The sequence below is a fragment of the Shinella sp. S4-D37 genome (assembly GCF_040812195.1).
Lineage (GTDB): Bacteria > Pseudomonadota > Alphaproteobacteria > Rhizobiales > Rhizobiaceae > Shinella.
Window position 1 is genome coordinate 270,299 of the sequence record NZ_JBFNXL010000005.1, and the last position, 16,226, is coordinate 286,524.

Below are 16,226 nucleotides of genomic sequence, written 5' to 3' on the forward strand. Positions count from 1 at the left end.
CCTTGAGCACTGCTGAAAGACGAATGCCGGCAAGGCGCGCCAACAGGCGCGCCTTCGCGACCCTCAAATCGATCGCCGGCTTCGTCGTGGTCGTCGCCACGACCTATCTCGGTCTTCTCGCCGTGACCTTCTTCATCGGCCGCGTCGTGCCGATCGATCCGGTGCTGGCGATCGTCGGCGACCGGGCACCGTCCCATGTCGTTGAGCGCGTGCGGCAGGAAATGGGCTTCAACCTGCCCTATTACCAGCAGTTCTTCCTCTATGTGAAAGGCGTGCTGCAGGGCGATTTCGGCACCTCGGTGCTCACCACCAATCCGGTGATGACCGATATCCGCCGCGTCTTCCCGGCGACCATGGAGCTTGCCACCGTCGGCACGGTGATCGGCGCCGCCTTCGGCATCCCGCTCGGCGTGCTCGCGGCCGTCCGGCGCGGCAGCCTTGCCGACCAGATCGTGCGCATCGTCGGCCTCGTCGGCTATTCGGTGCCGATCTTCTGGCTCGGCCTCCTCGCCCTCCTCGTGTTCTATGCCCGTCTCGGCTGGACCTCCGGTCCGGGCCGCATGGACGTGGTGTTCGAATATACCTTCACGCCGATCACCGGCTTCTTCCTGCTCGACGCGATCCTCAATCGTGACTGGGCGGCTTTTCGCGACATCGTCTCGCATATCGTGCTGCCGGGCTCGCTGCTCGGCTATTTCTCGCTCGCCTATATCAGCCGCATGACGCGGTCCTTCATGCTGAACGAGCTCAGCCAGGAATATATCGTCGCGGCGCGCGCCAAGGGCTTGTCGGAAACCCGCATCATCTGGGGCCATGCGCTGCGCAATGCCGCCGTTCCGCTCGTCACGGTGATCGCGCTCTCCTATGCCGGCCTGCTGGAAGGCTCGGTGCTGACGGAGACCGTCTTTGCCTGGCCGGGCCTCGGCCTCTACATCACCAATTCGCTGCAGAATGCCGACATGAACGCGGTTCTCGGCGGCACCATCGTCATCGGTTCCGTCTTCATCGCCATCAATCTACTTTCCGACGTGCTCTACCGCATGCTCGACCCGCGGACGAGGACACGATGAACGAGACCGCCATGACCCGCCGCGAATGGCTTCTGACCGACCGGCCGCAATCGCGCCTGCAGGCCCGGCTCGGCCGCGCCTATGTCACCTGGGGGCGGTTTGCCGCCAACCGGCTCGCCGTCATCGGCATGCTGATCATCCTCGGGCTGATCGTGCTCGCGCTCTTCGCGCCGCTGCTGGCGCCGTACTCGCCCTATGTCGGCGATCTCGCCAAATCCCGCCTGCTGCCGCCGGACGCTGCCCATTGGCTCGGCACGGACGACCAGGGCCGCGACATCCTCTCGCGCCTCATCTACGGCTCGCGCCTGACGCTCCAGGTCGTGGTGCTTGTCGCCATCATCGCCGCGCCGCTCGGCCTTCTGGTCGGCACGGTCGCCGGTTATGCCGGCGGCTGGGTGGATGCGGTGCTGATGCGCATCACAGACATCTTCCTCGCCTTTCCCAAGCTGGTGCTGGCGCTCGCCTTCGTCGCGGCGCTCGGGCCCGGCATCGGCAATGCCATCATCGCCATCGCCATCACCTCCTGGCCGCCCTATGCGCGCATTGCCCGCGCCGAGACGCTGACGGTGCGCAATTCCGATTATATCTCGGCCGTGCGGCTGATGGGCGCCTCGCCCTGGCGCATCGTGCTGCGCCATATCATGCCGCTCTGCATCTCCTCGCTCATCGTGCGCGTGACGCTCGACATGGCGGGCATCATCCTCACGGCGGCAGGCCTCGGCTTCCTCGGCCTCGGCGCGCAGCCGCCGCTGCCGGAATGGGGCGCGATGATCGCCTCCGGCCGCCGCTTCATCCTCGACCAGTGGTGGGTGGCCGCCATGCCGGGTTTCGCCATCCTCGTCGTCAGCCTCGGCTTCAACCTGCTGGGCGACGGCCTGCGCGATGCGCTGGACCCGCGCGGGAGCAGCCAATGAGCGCGCTTCTCGACGTCAAGGACCTGCGCGTCTCCTTCCCCACCCGCACCGGCGTGGTGGAGGCGGTGCGCGGTGTTTCCTTCACGCTCGGCCGCGAGCGGCTGGGCATTGTCGGCGAGAGCGGTTCGGGCAAGTCGCAGACCGGCCGCGCCATCATGGGCCTGACGCCGGAGCACGGCCGCATCTCGGCGGAGAAGCTGGAGTTCAATGGCATCGACCTCACCCGGGCGTCGAAGGCCGAGCGGCGGGCGTTGCGCGGCAAGCGCATCGCCATGATCCTGCAGGATCCGAAATATTCGCTCAACCCGGTCATGAGCATCGGCCGCCAGATCATCGAGACGCTGCGCACGCATGAGCCCGTCGGCAAGGCGGAGGCGCGCAGGCGGGCGCTCGACATGCTGGCCGCCGTGCAGATCCGCGATCCCGAGCGCGTCTTCGACCTCTATCCGCACGAGGTCTCGGGCGGCATGGGCCAGCGCGCCATGATCGCCATGATGCTGGTGGCCGGCCCGGAGCTTCTGATCGCCGACGAGCCGACCTCGGCACTCGACGTGACCGTGCAGCTCGACGTGCTCGGCATCCTTCACCGGCTGGTCGCCGATCGCGGCATGGGGCTGATCTTCATCTCGCACGACCTCCGGCTCGTGTCGTCCTTCTGCGACCGGGTCATCGTCATGTATGCCGGGCGCATCGTCGAGGAGCTGCCGGCCTCCCGGCTTTCCGAGGCCGAGCATCCCTATACGCGAGGCCTGCTCAACTGCATGCCGAAGATCGGGGTCGACCGGCATCCCCTGCCCGTCCTCGATCGCAAGCCGGAGTGGGCGCTATGACCGCCGCTCTCGCCATCGATGGCCTCAGCGTCGTCTTCGACGATTTCGTCGCCCTCCAGGATGTCAGCCTCACGGTGGCGCCCGGCGAATCCTTCGGGCTCGTCGGTGAATCCGGCTCCGGCAAGTCGACGCTGCTGCGGGCGGTCGCCGGGCTCGCGCCGGTTTCCGACGGCACGATCACGGTCGACGGCAAGCCGCTCGGCGACAAACGCGACAAGGCCTTCTATCGACAGGTGCAGATGGTGTTCCAGGATCCTTATGGATCGCTGCACCCGCGCCAGACGGTCGACCGGCTGCTGCTGGAACCGCTCGCCATCCACGGCTTCGACAATTCGGAAAGCCGTATCGTGCGGGCGCTGGATGAGGTGGGGCTCGGCGCGAGCTTCCGCTTCCGCTATTCGCACCAGCTCTCCGGCGGCCAGCGCCAGCGCGTGGCGATCGCCCGGGCGCTGATCCTCGAACCCTCCATCCTGCTGCTCGACGAGCCGACCTCCGCGCTCGATGCCTCGGTGCAGGCCGAGGTGTTGAACCTGCTCGAACAGGTGCGCGCGGCGCGCAAGCTCACCTTCGTCATGGTCAGCCACGACCTTGCCGTCGTCACCCATATGTGCGACCGGCTGATGGTCATGCAGCACGGCCAGGCAGTGGAACAGCTCGCCTCCGCGGACCTTGCGGCGCACCGGGTGACGCAGGACTATACGCGCAGCCTGCTCACGGCCAGCGAAGGCTTCCGCCGAAACGGTTGACCGGGCTCAGCGCCCGCCTTCCTTGATGGATTCCATGGCGACGGAGGTCGAGGTGCTGGCGACATTCGGCAGGCTCGAAATCTTCTCGCCCAGCACCTCCCGGTAGCGGCGGATATCGGCGGTGCGGATCTTGATCAGGTAGTCGAAGCGGCCGGCGATCATGTGGCACTCCTCGACCTCCTTGATCTTGCGCACCGCGCTGTTGAAGGCGTTGAGCGCCGCTTCCTTGGTGTCCGAAAGCTTCACCTCGGCGAAGGCGACATGGTCGAGCCCGAGCTTCTTCGGGTTGAGCACGGCGCGGAAGCCGTCGATATAGCCGTCACTGATCAGGCGCTGCAGGCGCAGCGTGCAGGGCGTCTTCGAAAGCCCGACGATTTCGGACATTTCGGTAATGGAAATCCGAGCATTTTCAACGAGAAGGTCGAGGATCTTGCGGTCGATTGCGTCGATTTCGCCAGGAAATGGCTTTATCTTGGACATTTGTCTCACCTAATGCGCCAATATATGGAGATAGCTCCTGTCTATAAGCATATAATGGTGAGAAAGTCGCACGGCAATCGACTATGTTCCGCGCCAGCGCCATGAGGCTGGAATGCATCGGCAAGCGGTGTATCCTCTCCTCGCATCCAGTGGCCGAACCCGAGATGGTGATGGAAATGGTCCAGTCTGCAAACGAACAACAAATCTCCGCTTTCGCTGACTTTGCGCCGCCGATCCGGCCGCAGGGCGAGCTGCGCCAGCGCATCACCGCCGCCTACCGCACGCCGGAAGAGGACGCGGTCCGGCCGCTGCTCGAAAAGGCCACCCTGCCGGCCGATGTCGCCGCGCGCATCCGCGAGACCGCGCGCACGCTGATCGTCGCGCTGCGCGCCAAGCACAAGGGCTCGGGCGTCGAGGGACTGGTGCACGAATATTCGCTCTCCAGCCAGGAGGGCGTCGCGCTGATGTGCCTTGCCGAGGCGCTGCTGCGCATTCCCGACAATGCCACGCGCGACGCGCTGATCCGCGACAAGATCTCGGAAGGCGACTGGAAGTCGCATATGGGGGGCGGCCGCTCGCTCTTCGTCAATGCCGCCACCTGGGGCCTCGTGGTCACGGGCAAGCTGACCTCCACCGTCAACGACCGCGGCCTTTCCGCTGCCCTCACGCGCCTCATCGCTCGTTGCGGCGAGCCGGTCATCCGCCGCGGCGTCGACATGGCCATGCGCATGATGGGCGAGCAGTTCGTCACCGGCGAGACCATCGACGAGGCGCTGCGCAATTCGCGCGCCCTGGAGCGCAAGGGCTTCCGCTATTCCTACGACATGCTCGGCGAGGCGGCGACGACGGCCGCGGATGCGGAGCGCTACTATCGCGATTACGAGAACGCCATCCACGCCATCGGCAAGGCCTCGGCCGGCCGCGGCATCTATGAAGGTCCCGGCATCTCGATCAAGCTGTCCGCGCTGCATCCGCGCTACGTGCGCGCCCAGGCCGAACGGGTGATGGGCGAGCTGCTGCCCAAGGTGAAGGCGCTGGCCGCCATCGCGAAGTCCTACAATATTGGCCTCAACATCGATGCCGAGGAGGCCGACCGGCTGGAACTCTCGCTCGACCTTCTGGAAGAGCTTTGCCACGATCCGGCCCTTGCGGGCTGGGACGGCGTCGGCTTCGTGGTGCAGGCCTATGGGAAGCGCTGCCCCTTCGTGCTCGATTTCATCATCGATCTCGCCCGCCGCGCCAACCGGCGCATCATGGTGCGCCTCGTCAAGGGCGCCTATTGGGATGCCGAGATCAAGCGCGCGCAGCTCGACGGACTGGAAGAGTTCCCCGTCTTCACGCGCAAGATCCACACGGACGTCTCCTACATAGCCTGTGCCCGGAAACTGCTGGCGGCGAAGGATGTGGTCTTCCCGCAGTTCGCCACGCACAACGCCCAGTCGCTCGCCACGATCTACCAGCTTGCCGGTCCGGATTTCCGCGTCGGCGACTACGAGTTCCAGTGCCTGCACGGCATGGGCGAACCGCTCTATGACGAGGTCGTCGGCGAAGAGAAGCTGGACCGCCCCTGCCGCATCTATGCGCCGGTCGGCACGCATGAGACGCTGCTCGCCTATCTCGTCCGCCGCCTGCTGGAGAACGGCGCGAACTCATCCTTCGTCAACCGCATCGCCGATCCCGCCGTCTCGGTCGATGAGCTGATCGCCGATCCGGCCGCCGTGGTGCGCGCCATGCCGGTGCCGGGCGGCAAGCACGACAAGATCGCGCTTCCCGCGGAACTCTACGGCAAGGGCCGGCTGAATTCCGCCGGCCTCGACCTTTCCAACGAGACGGTGCTGGCCAAGCTTGCGGCGGACCTTGCGAAGACGGCCGCCGTCGAATGGCAGGCCATGCCGAAGATCGCCGACGGCTCCAGCGAGGGCGAACGGCGGCCGGTGCTCAACCCGGCCGACCACACGGACATGGTCGGCACCGTGATCGAGGCGACGGATGCGGGCGTGGCGAAGGCCGCCAGGCTTGCGCTCGAAGCGGCCCCGGCCTGGGCGGCAGTGTCGCCGCGCGAGCGGGGCGACCGGCTCGACCGTGCCGCCGACCTGATGCAGGCGGAGATCGCGACGCTGATCGGCCTTGCCATCCGCGAGGCAGGCAAATCCGCCGCCAATGCCATTGCCGAGGTGCGCGAGGCGATCGACTTCCTGCGCTACTACGCCGAACAGGCGCGGCGCACGCTCGGCGCCGGCCATCCGCCGCTCGGCCCCATCGTCTGCATCAGCCCGTGGAACTTCCCGCTGGCGATCTTCTCCGGGCAGATCGCGGCCGCGCTCGTCGCCGGCAATCCCGTGCTGGCGAAGCCGGCGGAGGAAACGCCGCTGATCGCCGCAGAAGCCGTGCGCATCCTGCACGAGGCCGGCATTCCGGCCGGCGCGCTGCAACTGCTGCCGGGCGACGGCCGCGTCGGCGCCGCCCTTGTCGGTGCGCCGGAAACGGCGGGCGTCATGTTCACGGGCTCGACGGAAGTCGCCCGCCTTATCCAGAAAGAACTCTCCGGCCGCCTCTCGTCCGCCGGCAAGCCGATCCCGCTGATCGCCGAGACCGGCGGGCAGAATGCGATGATCGTCGATTCCTCGGCGCTTGCCGAACAGGTGGTGTTCGACGTCATCGCCTCGGCCTTCGACAGCGCCGGCCAGCGCTGCTCGGCGCTGCGCGTGCTGTGCCTGCAGGAGGACGTCGCCGACCGCACGCTCACCATACTGAAAGGGGCGCTCGCCGAACTCACGATCGGCCGTACCGACCGGCTCAATGTCGATACCGGCCCCGTCATCACGGCGGAAGCCAAGCAGACGATCGAGGCGCATATCGAGAAGATGCGCGCGCGTGGCCGCAAGATCGAGCAGGTGGCGCTGCCGGCGGAGGCCGCCCGCGGCACCTTCGTTTCGCCCACCATCATCGAGCTGCAGTCGCTTGCCGACCTGGAGCGCGAAGTGTTCGGTCCGGTCCTCCATGTCATCCGCTACAAGCGCGAGGATGTCGACCGCCTGATCGACGACATCAACGCGACGGGCTATGGCCTCACCTTCGGCCTGCACACGCGCCTCGACGAGACCATCGCCCATGTCACCAGCCGCGTGAAGGCGGGCAATATCTACGTCAACCGCAACATCATCGGCGCCATCGTCGGCGTGCAGCCGTTCGGTGGCCGGGGGCTCTCGGGCACCGGGCCCAAGGCGGGCGGCCCGCTCTATATCGGCCGCCTCGTGCAGGTTCCGCCGGTTCCTCCGCAGCATAGCTCCGTCCATATCCAGCCGGCGGTGCTCGATTTCGCCCAGTGGCTGCGCGGCAAGGGTAAGGCCGAACTTTCCGATCAGGTCCGCGATCTCGGCAGCAATTCGGCGCTTGGGCTCGACCTCGAGCTTCCCGGCCCCGTTGGTGAGAAGAACCTCTACGCGCTCCACCCGCGCGGCCGGATCCTCCTCGCGCCGGCGACGGAAGAGGGGCTGCTGGCGCAGCTCGGCGCGGTGTTCGCCACGGGCAACAGGGCCGTGATCGACGCCGCCTCCGGTCTCCAGCCCGCCCTTGCCGGCCTTCCCGCGAGCCTTGCGGGCCTGATCTCCTGGTCCTCCGACTGGGCGGCGGATGGTCCCTATGCGGGTGCGCTCATCGAAGGGGACGGGGACAGGGTGGTCGAGGCCGCCCGCCGTATCGCCGCGCTGCCCGGCCCGCTGGTCCTGACCCAGGCCGCCACCACGACGGAAATCCGGGGGGGAGCCGAGGCTTATTGCCTCAACTGGCTTCTGGAGGAGGTCTCGACCTCCATCAACACGGCCGCCGCCGGCGGCAATGCCAGCCTGATGAGTATCGGCTAGTCATCATAAAAACCCGGGCCGCTCCTTCGAGCGGCCCGGCTTCGTTTTTCGACTATCCGGTCCCCTCCCAGGGCTTGGCAAGGGACGGGTGCGGCATCGCCAAAAGATCGATGGCGCGGGCGGCGAGGTGGTCGACGATGTCGGCCACGGATTGCGGGCGATGGTAGAAGGCCGGCACCGGCGGCATGACGATGGCGCCCATCTCCGTCACGGCGCACATGTTGCGCAGGTGGCCGAGATGCAGCGGCGTCTCGCGCGCCAGAAGGACGAGCCGGCGGCGCTCCTTCAGTTGCACATCGGCGGCGCGGCCGATCAGCGTGTCGGTGCGACCGGTGGCGATGGCCGAAAGCGTCTGCATGGAGCAGGGCGCGACGATCATGCCGCGGACGGGAAACGAGCCGCTGGCGATCGAGGCGCCGATATCGCCCGCCGGATGATGGCGATGGACGAGCGGCAGCAGGCGTTCCAGCGCGTCCGGGCCGCATTCGAGGTCCAGCGTGCGGCGCGCGGCATCGGAGACCACGAGATGGATCTCGACGCCGCCGAGCGCGGTAAGCTGTTCGACGATGCGCACGGCCAGCGCCGCGCCGGAGGCGCCGGTGATGCCGACGATCACCCGTTCCGTGTTCATGCAAGCGGCTCCGAAAGGCCGAGGGAAGCCCAGAGGCCGTCCACCCTGGCGGTGACCTCGGGTGTCATGGCGAGGACCCGGCCCCATTCCCGCTCGCTCTCCGTGCCGATCTTGCGGGTCGCATCCAGCCCGAGCTTGCCGCCGAGGCCGGATTTCGGGGAGGCGAAGTCGAGATAGTCGATCGGCGTGTTCTCCACGAGCATCAGGTCGCGGGCGGCGTCGAAGCGGGTGGAGAGCGCCCAGATCACGTCCGGCCAGCTTCTCACGTCGATGTCGCCGTCGACGGCGATGATCAGCTTGGTGTAGCTGAACTGCGGCAGCATGGACCACAGGCCCATCATCACCCGCCGCGCCTGGCCGGGATAGCGCTTGTCGATGGAAACCACCATGGCGCGGTATGAACAGGCCTCGGGCGGCAGCCACAGGTCGAGGATTTCCGGGAACTGGCGCTTCACCAGCGGCACGAAGAGTTCGTTCATCGTCTCGCCGAGCGTCGACGGTTCGTCCGGCGGCCGGCCGGTATAGGTGGAGAGGTAGAGCGGGTCCTTGCGCAGGGTGATCGCCGAGAGCGTCATGACCGGGAAGGGCTCGACGGCATTGTAGTAGCCGGTGTGGTCGCCATAGGGGCCTTCCTCCGCCGTCTCGCCGGCCGAGACCGTGCCTTCCAGCACGATCTCTGCGCTGGCGGGGATGGGAAGCGGCACGGTGAGGCCGCTTGCCGTCTCCTGCCGCCGGCCGCTGAGCACGCCGGCGAAACTGAGTTCGCTCATGCCGTCGGGCAGCGGCATGACGGCGGCAAGGATCGTCGCCGGATCGGCACCGATGACGACCGCCACCGGCATGTCGCGCCCGGCCGCCTGCCAGAGGCGATGGTGGCGCGCCCCGCCGCGATGGGCGAGCCAGCGCATGATGAGGCGGTCCTTGCCGAGCTTCTGCATGCGGTAGATGCCGACATTGATGTCCGCAGGGTCGTCCGGCGCCCGGGTGATGACGAGCGGCCAGGTGACGAGCGGGGCGGGCTCGCCCGGCCAGCAGGTCTGGATCGGCAGGCGGTCCAGATCGGCCTGCTTGCCCTGCCAGACGATGGCCTGGCAGGGCGCGCGGCGGACCGTGCGCGGGTTCATCGACAGGGCGGCCTTCAGGTGCGGCAGCTTCTGCCAGGCACCGCGCAGGGAGCGCGGCGGCTGCGGGTCGCGCAGGTCCGCGAGGAAGGCGGCAAGGTGCGGCAGGCCGCCGGTCTCGAGGCCGAAGCCCCATTCGATGCGCTCGCGCGTGCCGAAGAGATTGGTAAGAAGCGGAATGGGCTGGATGCGGCCCGCGGCATCCACCGGCCGTTCGAAAAGCAGCGCCGGCCCGCCCTCGGCCAGCACGCGGCGGTGGATTTCCGTTACCTCGTGGACGAGCGAGACCGGCTCGCGAATGCGCGTCAGCCGCGCCCGCCGCTCCAGGAGGGCGACGAAATCCTGAAGGCCGTCGAAACGGCGCGGAACGGGGGCATCGGCTTTCATGACGCTCCCTTGCCGGGGAAAAACGTCGCGGTCTTTGTGCTGGCGCAAACTCTTGCGGCGCAACGCTGCCTAGGGTCCGGCCGTTCGTTTCTGGAAAGTCCCGCATGCCATCGCTTCCGCCCCTTCTCGTCAAACCGGTCGATCTTGCGCCTCTCTGGCTGGTGGAACGGGTGGCGCGCCACCTGTTTTCCGGTGTGCTGAAGGCCCATCCCGATCTCTTCGAACGGCTTGGTGACTATCGCCAGACCCGCTACGGCTTTTCGCCCGTCGATCTGCCGCTGCATTTCACCGTCGTGCCGGCCATGAAGATGCTCACCGTTTCGCGCGGCACGCCGCCGCCCGTCGATGCGCGCATCGAGGGGCCACTGGTGCTGCTTCTCGGCTTGCTCGAAGGCCGCTGCGATGCGGATGCGCTGTTCTTCTCGCGCGACCTTTCGGTCACCGGCGACATGGAGGCGATGCTGGCGTTGCGCAATGCGCTCGACGACAGCGCCATCGACCTGCCGCGTGAGATCGGCGCGCTGGCCGGCCCGTTTTCGCCGCTCGTCGCCGGCACGGCGCGCTACATCCGCGGCAAGGCGCTCGAAGGAAGGGACGCGACATGGAACTGATCTGCCCCGCCGGCACGCCCGCCGCCTTCCGCGAGGCGGTGGAGGCCGGTGCCGATGCCGTCTACTGCGGCTTTCGCGACGAGACCAACGCCCGCAATTTCCCGGGCCTCAACTTCAGCCGCGAGGAGCTGCGCCAGTCGATCGCGCTCGCCCATCGCAAGAAGGTCGAGACCTTCGTCGCGCTCAACACCTTCATGCGCGCGGGCGACGAGGCGCTGTGGTATTCGGCCGCCGACGACGCGGTGGCGATGGGCGCCGATGCGCTGATCCTCGCCGATTTCGGTCTGATGGCCTATGTCGCGGAAAAGTATCCGCAGCAGCGGCTGCACGTCTCCGTCCAGGCCTCCGCCTCGAATGCGGAGGCGATCCGCTTCCTCGTCGAGGCCTTCGGGGCGAAACGCGTCGTGCTGCCGCGCGTGCTGACCGTGCAGGACATCGCCCGGCTGACGCGGCAGATCGACTGCGAGGTCGAGGTCTTCGCCTTCGGCGGGCTTTGCGTCATGGCGGAGGGGCGCTGCTCGCTCTCCTCCTATGCGACGGGCAAGTCGCCCAACATGAACGGCGTCTGTTCGCCGGCGAGCCATGTGCGCTACCGGCAGGACGGCGCGGACCTCGTCTCCGAGCTCGGTGCCTATACGATCAACCGCTTCGGCCCCGGCGAGGCGTCGGGCTATCCGACGCTCTGCAAGGGGCGCTTCGAGATCGGCGACGTGGAGGGCTATGCCTTCGAGGATCCCGTCTCGCTCGACGTCATCGACGAGATCGACGCGCTGCGCGAGGCCGGCGTCTCGGCGCTGAAGATCGAGGGACGCCAGCGCGGCAAGGCCTATGTCGCCGAGGTGGTGTCGTCCCTCAAGAAGGCGCTCGTCGCCTCGCCCGGCGAGCGTGCAGCGCTCGTCGCGCGGCTGCGCGCCATGAGCGAAGGCCAGCGCACGACGACCGGCGCCTATGACAAACGCTGGCGATAGGAGAAGGCCATGGCGACGATACGCAAACCGGCGCTGAGCCTGGGGCCGGTCTATTTCCTCTGGGACGGGCCGAAATGGCGGGATTTCTACTTCCGCATCGCCGACGAGGCGGCGGTGGAACATGTCACGCTTGGCGAGACGGTCTGTTCCAAGCGCCAGCATTTCAGCGAGCCGCATGTCGCCGAGGTCGTCGAGCGGCTGGAGGCCGCGGGCAAGCGCGTGACGCTCTCCACGCTTGCCATGGTCACGCTGCCGCGCGAAAGCCGGCATGTGCGCGACCTCATCGCCGACAGCCTGCATCCGGTGGAGGCGAACGATCTCTCCGCGCTCGGCCTCCTCAAGGGCCGGCCGCATTCGATCGGTCCGCTGGTCAATGTCTACAATGCGGCGACGGCCCGCACGCTCGCCGCCCGCGGGGCGGAGAACATCTGCCTGCCGCCGGAACTGCCCGCAAGCTCCATCCGCCAGATGCTGGAGGCCATGCCGGATCTCTCCTTCGAGGTCTTCGCCTTCGGCCGCATGCCTCTCGCCATTTCCGCGCGCTGCGCCCATGCGCGCTCCAAGGGGCTGACGAAGGACAATTGCCAGTTCGTCTGCGGCGAGGAGCCCGACGGCCTGCCGCTGCGCACGCTCGATCGCCAGTCCTTCCTCGTGTTGAACGGCGTGCAGACGATGTCGAACAGTTGCGTCGTGCTCATTGACGACCTCGCGCCGCTCGTCGAGGCGGGCCTGTCGCGCGTGCGGCTCTCGCCGCAGGATTGCGACATGGTGAAGGTGGCGAGCCTCTACTGCGCGGTGCTGGACGGCAGGCTCGACGGCGAGGAGGCGATCGCGGACCTGGCGAAGGTCTATCCCGGCGTGCGCTTCTCCAACGGCTTCCTGCACCGGCAGGAGGGCGCGGCCTGGGTGGCGCGCGGGCGGAACGCAACGACGGGGCGCGACTGACGAGGCTCAGGCGAAGACGTCGCGCGCCTCCGCCTTGGCGGCGATCAGCGTTTCGAGGATCATCTGCTCGGAAAAGACATGGCGGCGCAGGCTCTCCTGGAAGCCGCCTATCATGCGTGACACCGTCTCGGGCGAAAGCGCGCAGCGGTCGTCGGCGACGGCCTTCAGCGTCAGCGAGAGTTCCTCGGCCGCCAGCCGGTCGCAGCGATGTTCCGCCTTCAGGCGCTCGATCGCCAGGGCGGCGAAGCAGGAGCCGGCATGCCGGTCGAAATCCGGAAAGAGCAGGCGCTCCTCCAGTTCGTGCACGGCCTCGAGGGCGGGCGGAATGGCGCCGGCGAGCGCATGCAGTTCGCCGGCGGTGCCCGGCTCGCCGGCAATCTCTTCGAGACGCAGGCAGAGGTCGAGCAAGGTTTGGTGCAGCGTTTCCAGCCGGCCGATATCGGCGGCGTCTAGGGTCGTCTCCTCCATCGCCGCCTCCTACTGGCCGAAGAACAGCACGGCGGCGATGACCACCGAGGCGCCGACGGCGGAGATCGTCCCCGCCCCCTGCAGCACGCCCATGCGGTAGAGCATCAGGGCGAAGCCGGCGATGACCGGGGCCGCGACGAGGAGGCCGAATTGTGCATCCGTCATGGGAAGATCCTTTCGTTGCCGCCATCATGCCGCGTCCGGCATCGCCGCTCTTTGCGCCGGCGCAAAGAAGCCCGCGGCTTCATGGGCTAGGGCTGGGCCATGGCAACGATGGACGATATGCGCACGGCGGTTGCGAAGGCGGAGAGCGGGGAGGGCGATTGCCTTCTTCTCTGGATCCTGGTGTGGAGCGAACTTGCGGCCTTCGGCGCGCTGCTCGTCGCCTTCATGGTGATGACGCTGGTGGACGTCGGAAATGCGGCGTTCCTGCGCGCGCATCTCCATCCCGGCCTTGCCGCGCTCAACACCGTTCTCCTCGTTCTCAGCGGCTGGCAGGCGGCGCTGGCGGTCCGCCGCGGGGCGGATCTTCCGGGCGTTCGCCGGTCCCTCGTCCTTGCGGGCCTCTTCGGCCTTGCCTTCGCGGCGGTGAAGCTCACCGAATACGGGATCGAGGTCCGCTCCGGCATCGGCGGGGCGGGCGCGCTCGCCGAACTCTATTTCCTCGTCACCGGCTTCCATCTGCTGCATGTCGTCTTCGGCGCGGCCATTCTCTTCCTCGTCGCCTGGCGGCCGTCGCGGAGCAATGTCGTGATGATCGCGACGCTCTGGCACGCGATCGACCTCGTCTGGCTCGTGATGTTCCCGATCGTCTACCTCACCTGAGACAACCATGACCCGACAAGCCCGCGAACAGTTCATCGCCACCCTCGCCATGCTGCTGACGCTCGCCGTCGGCGGCGCACTCGTCGGCGGGCTCAGCGGCGGATTGCTGGTGCCGGTCACGGCGGTGCTGATCATGGCCTATGCCAAGGGCCGCTTCGTCATCCTCGATTTCATGGAACTGCGCGCGAGCCGCAGCGCGCTGCGGCCGGCTCTGCTCGCCTGGCCGGCGCTGCTCCTGTCGCTGGCGCTTGCCCGCTCGGTCCTCGTCGCGTTCATCGGCTGACGAACCGCCCCGCTCTTTGCCAATGCGCAAAGAAGGCTTTTCCCCTGCCGCTAGAACAAGGACGTCCCGCAGTGCCGGCGAGGGGATCGCCGGCAGAAAGTCGGCGGGGGTTTTCGCCGGGGCCATGGGGTTTCCGGCAAGGAAAGGACCATGGGATGGCAGAGCGCCTTACCAAGACCGGGGCCCGCAACGTCTTCTATGGCGGGTCCATCTTCTTCTTCACGATCTTCGTCGGGCTGACCGCCCACTCCCACTACTACATGCGCACGACCGCCACCGACGAGACGACGCTGACCGACGGCGTCGCGCGCGGCAAGCATGTCTGGGAGAAGAATGCCTGTATCAACTGCCACACGCTGCTCGGCGAAGGCGCCTATTTCGCGCCCGAGCTCGGCAATGTGTGGAAGCGCTATGGCGGCGCTGACGACCCGGAGGGCGCCCGCGAGGCGCTGAAGGCCTGGATGGCCGCGCAGCCGAGCGGCGCGGAAGGCCGGCGGCAGATGCCGCAGTTCAACCTCACCGAACAGGAACTCGATGATCTCGCCGATTTCCTCGAATGGACGAGCAAGATCAACACCCAGAACTGGCCGCCGAACGATGCCGGCTGAAGCCTTTCCGTTCTTACGCGATTCCGGACGCAAAGCCGCGTCGCACTTTTGCTGGAATTGCTCCCGGCGTTCAGGAGACAAGAGATGAAATATCAAACGCAAAAGGTCGCCATGCTGTATTTCTACGGCGCGCTCGGCCTGTTCCTCGCCCAGGTGGCTTTCGGCGTCCTCGCCGGCACGATCTACGTGCTGCCGAACACGCTCTCCGAACTGCTGCCCTTCAACATCGTGCGCATGATCCATACCAATGCGCTCGTCGTCTGGCTGCTCATGGGCTTCATGGGCGCAACCTACTACATGATCCCGGAGGAGACCGAGACGGAGCTCTACAGCCCCAAGCTCGCCGTCCTCCAGTTCTGGATGTTCTTCGTGGCGGCGGGCCTGACGGTGGTCGGCTACATGTTCCGCATCCATGAAGGCCGCGAATTCCTCGAACAGACCTTCATCGCCAAGGTCGGCATCGTCGTCGTCGTCCTGATGTTCCTCTTCAACATCACCATGACGGCGCTGAAGGGCCGCAAGACCACGGTCATTAACATCCTGCTGTTCGGCCTGTGGGGCCTCGCCCTCTTCTTCCTCTTCGCCTTCTACAACCCGGTCAACCTGGCGCTCGACAAGATGTACTGGTGGTACGTCATCCACCTGTGGGTCGAAGGCGTCTGGGAGCTGATCATGGCCTCGGTGCTCGCCTTCCTGATGATCAAGCTCAACGGCATCGACCGCGAGGTCGTGGAGAAGTGGCTCTACGTCATCGTCGGCCTCGCGCTCTTCTCGGGCATCCTCGGCACGGGTCACCACTATTATTGGATCGGCGCGCCGGGCTACTGGCAGTGGATCGGCTCCCTGTTCTCGACACTGGAAGTGGCGCCCTTCTTCACCATGGTCATCTTCACCTTCGTCATGACCTGGAAGGCCGGCCGCAACCATCCGAACAAGGCGGCGCTCCTGTGGTCGATCGGCTGCTCGGTCATGGCCTTCTTCGGCGCGGGCGTCTGGGGCTTCCTGCACACGCTGTCGTCGGTGAACTACTACACCCACGGCACGCAGGTCACCGCCGCGCACGGGCACCTCGCCTTCTTCGGCGCCTATGTGATGCTGAACCTTGCCATGATGGCCTATGCGATCCCGGAAATCCGCGGCCGCGCACCGTTCAACCAGTGGCTCTCGATCGCCAGCTTCTGGATCATGTGCACGGCCATGTCGGTCATGACCTTCGCGCTCACCTTCGCCGGCGTCGTGCAGGTCCACCTGCAGCGCGTGCTCGGCGAGGGCTTCATGGACGTCCAGGACCAGCTTGCGCTGTTCTACTGGGTTCGCCTCGGCTCGGGCGTCGTCGTGCTCGTCTCGGCGCTGATGTTCATCTGGGCGGTGCTCGTGCCCGGCCGGGAGCGTAGCGACAGCCTCACCCGCATGGTCCAACCGGCAGAGTGAGCGCTGGCCGGCCCCGTCATCCCACGGGGCCGGCACCTTTTCTTA

17 protein-coding genes are annotated in these 16,226 nt (G+C 67.0%); 12 read left to right on the forward strand and 5 right to left on the reverse strand.

The genetic code is table 11. From position 1 onward, the window contains the following. Nucleotides 1-23: 23 nt before the first annotated feature. Genes AB3G45_RS08790 through AB3G45_RS08805 form a run of 4 tightly spaced genes read left to right on the forward strand, consistent with a single transcriptional unit; the run spans nucleotide 24 to nucleotide 3,560 of the window. Nucleotides 24-1,070: an ABC transporter permease gene (locus AB3G45_RS08790; protein ID WP_064331406.1), complete on the forward strand. Its 1,047-nt coding sequence runs from the start codon at nucleotides 24-26 to the stop codon at nucleotides 1,068-1,070. After that, on the forward strand, nucleotides 1,067-1,984 hold the full coding sequence (gene nikC, locus AB3G45_RS08795; RefSeq protein ID WP_064331405.1) for a nickel transporter permease: 918 nt from the start codon (nucleotides 1,067-1,069) through the stop codon (nucleotides 1,982-1,984). The genes AB3G45_RS08790 and nikC overlap by 4 nt, the downstream gene beginning before the upstream one ends. Beyond that, entirely contained in the window at nucleotides 1,981-2,814 is an 834-nt protein-coding gene (locus AB3G45_RS08800; protein ID WP_367830184.1) for an ABC transporter ATP-binding protein, read from the forward strand. The genes nikC and AB3G45_RS08800 overlap by 4 nt, the downstream gene beginning before the upstream one ends. Continuing rightward, nucleotides 2,811-3,560 carry an ABC transporter ATP-binding protein gene (locus tag AB3G45_RS08805; RefSeq protein WP_064331403.1) on the forward strand — a complete coding sequence of 250 codons (750 nt, stop codon included), beginning with the start codon at nucleotides 2,811-2,813 and terminating at the stop codon, nucleotides 3,558-3,560. Before AB3G45_RS08800 ends, AB3G45_RS08805 begins: the two co-directional genes overlap by 4 nt. Nucleotides 3,561-3,566: 6 nt before the next feature. Here AB3G45_RS08805 and AB3G45_RS08810 read toward each other — a convergent pair whose 3' ends face one another. Then, complete coding sequence (locus tag AB3G45_RS08810) at nucleotides 3,567-4,040, reverse strand: Lrp/AsnC family transcriptional regulator (RefSeq protein WP_367830185.1); 474 nt, start codon at nucleotides 4,038-4,040, stop codon at nucleotides 3,567-3,569. Between the two features lie 176 nt (nucleotides 4,041-4,216). Between AB3G45_RS08810 and putA the strand changes: the two genes are divergently transcribed. Further along, the gene (gene putA, locus AB3G45_RS08815; protein ID WP_367830186.1) at nucleotides 4,217-7,903 is read left to right on the forward strand and encodes a trifunctional transcriptional regulator/proline dehydrogenase/L-glutamate gamma-semialdehyde dehydrogenase; all 3,687 of its coding nucleotides are present in this window, start codon (nucleotides 4,217-4,219) and stop codon (nucleotides 7,901-7,903) included. A 52-nt stretch (nucleotides 7,904-7,955) separates the two neighbouring features. Here putA and AB3G45_RS08820 read toward each other — a convergent pair whose 3' ends face one another. Both AB3G45_RS08820 and AB3G45_RS08825 read right to left on the reverse strand, forming a co-directional pair. Next, entirely contained in the window at nucleotides 7,956-8,534 is a 579-nt protein-coding gene (locus AB3G45_RS08820; RefSeq protein WP_367830187.1) for a UbiX family flavin prenyltransferase, read from the reverse strand. Next, a complete protein-coding gene (locus tag AB3G45_RS08825; protein ID WP_367830188.1) occupies nucleotides 8,531-10,042 on the reverse strand; it encodes a UbiD family decarboxylase in 1,512 nt (503 codons plus the stop codon). Before AB3G45_RS08825 ends, AB3G45_RS08820 begins: the two co-directional genes overlap by 4 nt. A 104-nt stretch (nucleotides 10,043-10,146) precedes the next feature. Between AB3G45_RS08825 and AB3G45_RS08830 the strand changes: the two genes are divergently transcribed. From AB3G45_RS08830 to AB3G45_RS08840, 3 genes are read left to right on the forward strand one after another with little or no spacing between them, the layout of a single operon-like run. Next, nucleotides 10,147-10,653: an SCP2 domain-containing protein gene (locus AB3G45_RS08830; protein ID WP_367830189.1), complete on the forward strand. Its 507-nt coding sequence runs from the start codon at nucleotides 10,147-10,149 to the stop codon at nucleotides 10,651-10,653. Further along, a complete protein-coding gene (locus AB3G45_RS08835; protein ID WP_367830190.1) occupies nucleotides 10,644-11,621 on the forward strand; it encodes a peptidase U32 family protein in 978 nt (325 codons plus the stop codon). Before AB3G45_RS08830 ends, AB3G45_RS08835 begins: the two co-directional genes overlap by 10 nt. A 9-nt stretch (nucleotides 11,622-11,630) precedes the next feature. After that, nucleotides 11,631-12,566: a U32 family peptidase gene (locus AB3G45_RS08840; protein ID WP_367830191.1), complete on the forward strand. Its 936-nt coding sequence runs from the start codon at nucleotides 11,631-11,633 to the stop codon at nucleotides 12,564-12,566. A 6-nt stretch (nucleotides 12,567-12,572) separates the two neighbouring features. On the opposite strand, the gene AB3G45_RS08845 is transcribed toward AB3G45_RS08840, so the two are convergent. Then, nucleotides 12,573-13,034, reverse strand: coding sequence for a hemerythrin domain-containing protein (locus tag AB3G45_RS08845; protein ID WP_367830192.1), 462 nt, complete (start codon nucleotides 13,032-13,034; stop codon nucleotides 12,573-12,575). 9 nt (nucleotides 13,035-13,043) lie between these two features. Next, entirely contained in the window at nucleotides 13,044-13,199 is a 156-nt protein-coding gene (locus tag AB3G45_RS08850) for a hypothetical protein (RefSeq protein WP_367830193.1), read from the reverse strand. A 108-nt stretch (nucleotides 13,200-13,307) separates the two neighbouring features. On the opposite strand from AB3G45_RS08850, the gene AB3G45_RS08855 reads away from it, so the two are divergent. From AB3G45_RS08855 to AB3G45_RS08870, 4 genes are all read left to right on the forward strand, one after another. Beyond that, nucleotides 13,308-13,859, forward strand: coding sequence for a cytochrome c oxidase subunit 3 (locus tag AB3G45_RS08855; protein WP_367833542.1), 552 nt, complete (start codon nucleotides 13,308-13,310; stop codon nucleotides 13,857-13,859). A 7-nt stretch (nucleotides 13,860-13,866) separates the two neighbouring features. After that, nucleotides 13,867-14,142: a cytochrome C oxidase subunit IV family protein gene (locus AB3G45_RS08860; RefSeq protein WP_367830194.1), complete on the forward strand. Its 276-nt coding sequence runs from the start codon at nucleotides 13,867-13,869 to the stop codon at nucleotides 14,140-14,142. 155 nt (nucleotides 14,143-14,297) lie between these two features. After that, a complete protein-coding gene (locus tag AB3G45_RS08865; protein WP_367830195.1) occupies nucleotides 14,298-14,750 on the forward strand; it encodes a c-type cytochrome in 453 nt (150 codons plus the stop codon). Nucleotides 14,751-14,834: 84 nt separating this feature from the next. Next, nucleotides 14,835-16,181 carry a cbb3-type cytochrome c oxidase subunit I gene (locus AB3G45_RS08870; protein ID WP_367830196.1) on the forward strand — a complete coding sequence of 449 codons (1,347 nt, stop codon included), beginning with the start codon at nucleotides 14,835-14,837 and terminating at the stop codon, nucleotides 16,179-16,181. Nucleotides 16,182-16,226 lie beyond the last annotated feature (45 nt).

Bases quoted from the DNA above. Each gene is read 5' to 3' on its own strand.
- AB3G45_RS08790 (WP_064331406.1), top strand. From the start codon at position 24: ATGCCGGCAAGGCGCGCCAACAGGCGCGCCTTCGCGACCCTCAAATCG.
- nikC (WP_064331405.1), top strand. From the start codon at position 1,067: ATGAACGAGACCGCCATGACCCGCCGCGAATGGCTTCTGACCGACCGG.
- AB3G45_RS08800 (WP_367830184.1), top strand. From the start codon at position 1,981: ATGAGCGCGCTTCTCGACGTCAAGGACCTGCGCGTCTCCTTCCCCACC.
- AB3G45_RS08805 (WP_064331403.1), top strand. From the start codon at position 2,811: ATGACCGCCGCTCTCGCCATCGATGGCCTCAGCGTCGTCTTCGACGAT.
- AB3G45_RS08810 (WP_367830185.1), bottom strand. From the start codon at position 4,040: ATGTCCAAGATAAAGCCATTTCCTGGCGAAATCGACGCAATCGACCGC.
- putA (WP_367830186.1), top strand. From the start codon at position 4,217: ATGGTCCAGTCTGCAAACGAACAACAAATCTCCGCTTTCGCTGACTTT.
- AB3G45_RS08820 (WP_367830187.1), bottom strand. From the start codon at position 8,534: ATGAACACGGAACGGGTGATCGTCGGCATCACCGGCGCCTCCGGCGCG.
- AB3G45_RS08825 (WP_367830188.1), bottom strand. From the start codon at position 10,042: ATGAAAGCCGATGCCCCCGTTCCGCGCCGTTTCGACGGCCTTCAGGAT.
- AB3G45_RS08830 (WP_367830189.1), top strand. From the start codon at position 10,147: ATGCCATCGCTTCCGCCCCTTCTCGTCAAACCGGTCGATCTTGCGCCT.
- AB3G45_RS08835 (WP_367830190.1), top strand. From the start codon at position 10,644: ATGGAACTGATCTGCCCCGCCGGCACGCCCGCCGCCTTCCGCGAGGCG.
- AB3G45_RS08840 (WP_367830191.1), top strand. From the start codon at position 11,631: ATGGCGACGATACGCAAACCGGCGCTGAGCCTGGGGCCGGTCTATTTC.
- AB3G45_RS08845 (WP_367830192.1), bottom strand. From the start codon at position 13,034: ATGGAGGAGACGACCCTAGACGCCGCCGATATCGGCCGGCTGGAAACG.
- AB3G45_RS08850 (WP_367830193.1), bottom strand. From the start codon at position 13,199: ATGACGGATGCACAATTCGGCCTCCTCGTCGCGGCCCCGGTCATCGCC.
- AB3G45_RS08855 (WP_367833542.1), top strand. From the start codon at position 13,308: ATGGACGATATGCGCACGGCGGTTGCGAAGGCGGAGAGCGGGGAGGGC.
- AB3G45_RS08860 (WP_367830194.1), top strand. From the start codon at position 13,867: ATGACCCGACAAGCCCGCGAACAGTTCATCGCCACCCTCGCCATGCTG.
- AB3G45_RS08865 (WP_367830195.1), top strand. From the start codon at position 14,298: ATGGCAGAGCGCCTTACCAAGACCGGGGCCCGCAACGTCTTCTATGGC.
- AB3G45_RS08870 (WP_367830196.1), top strand. From the start codon at position 14,835: ATGAAATATCAAACGCAAAAGGTCGCCATGCTGTATTTCTACGGCGCG.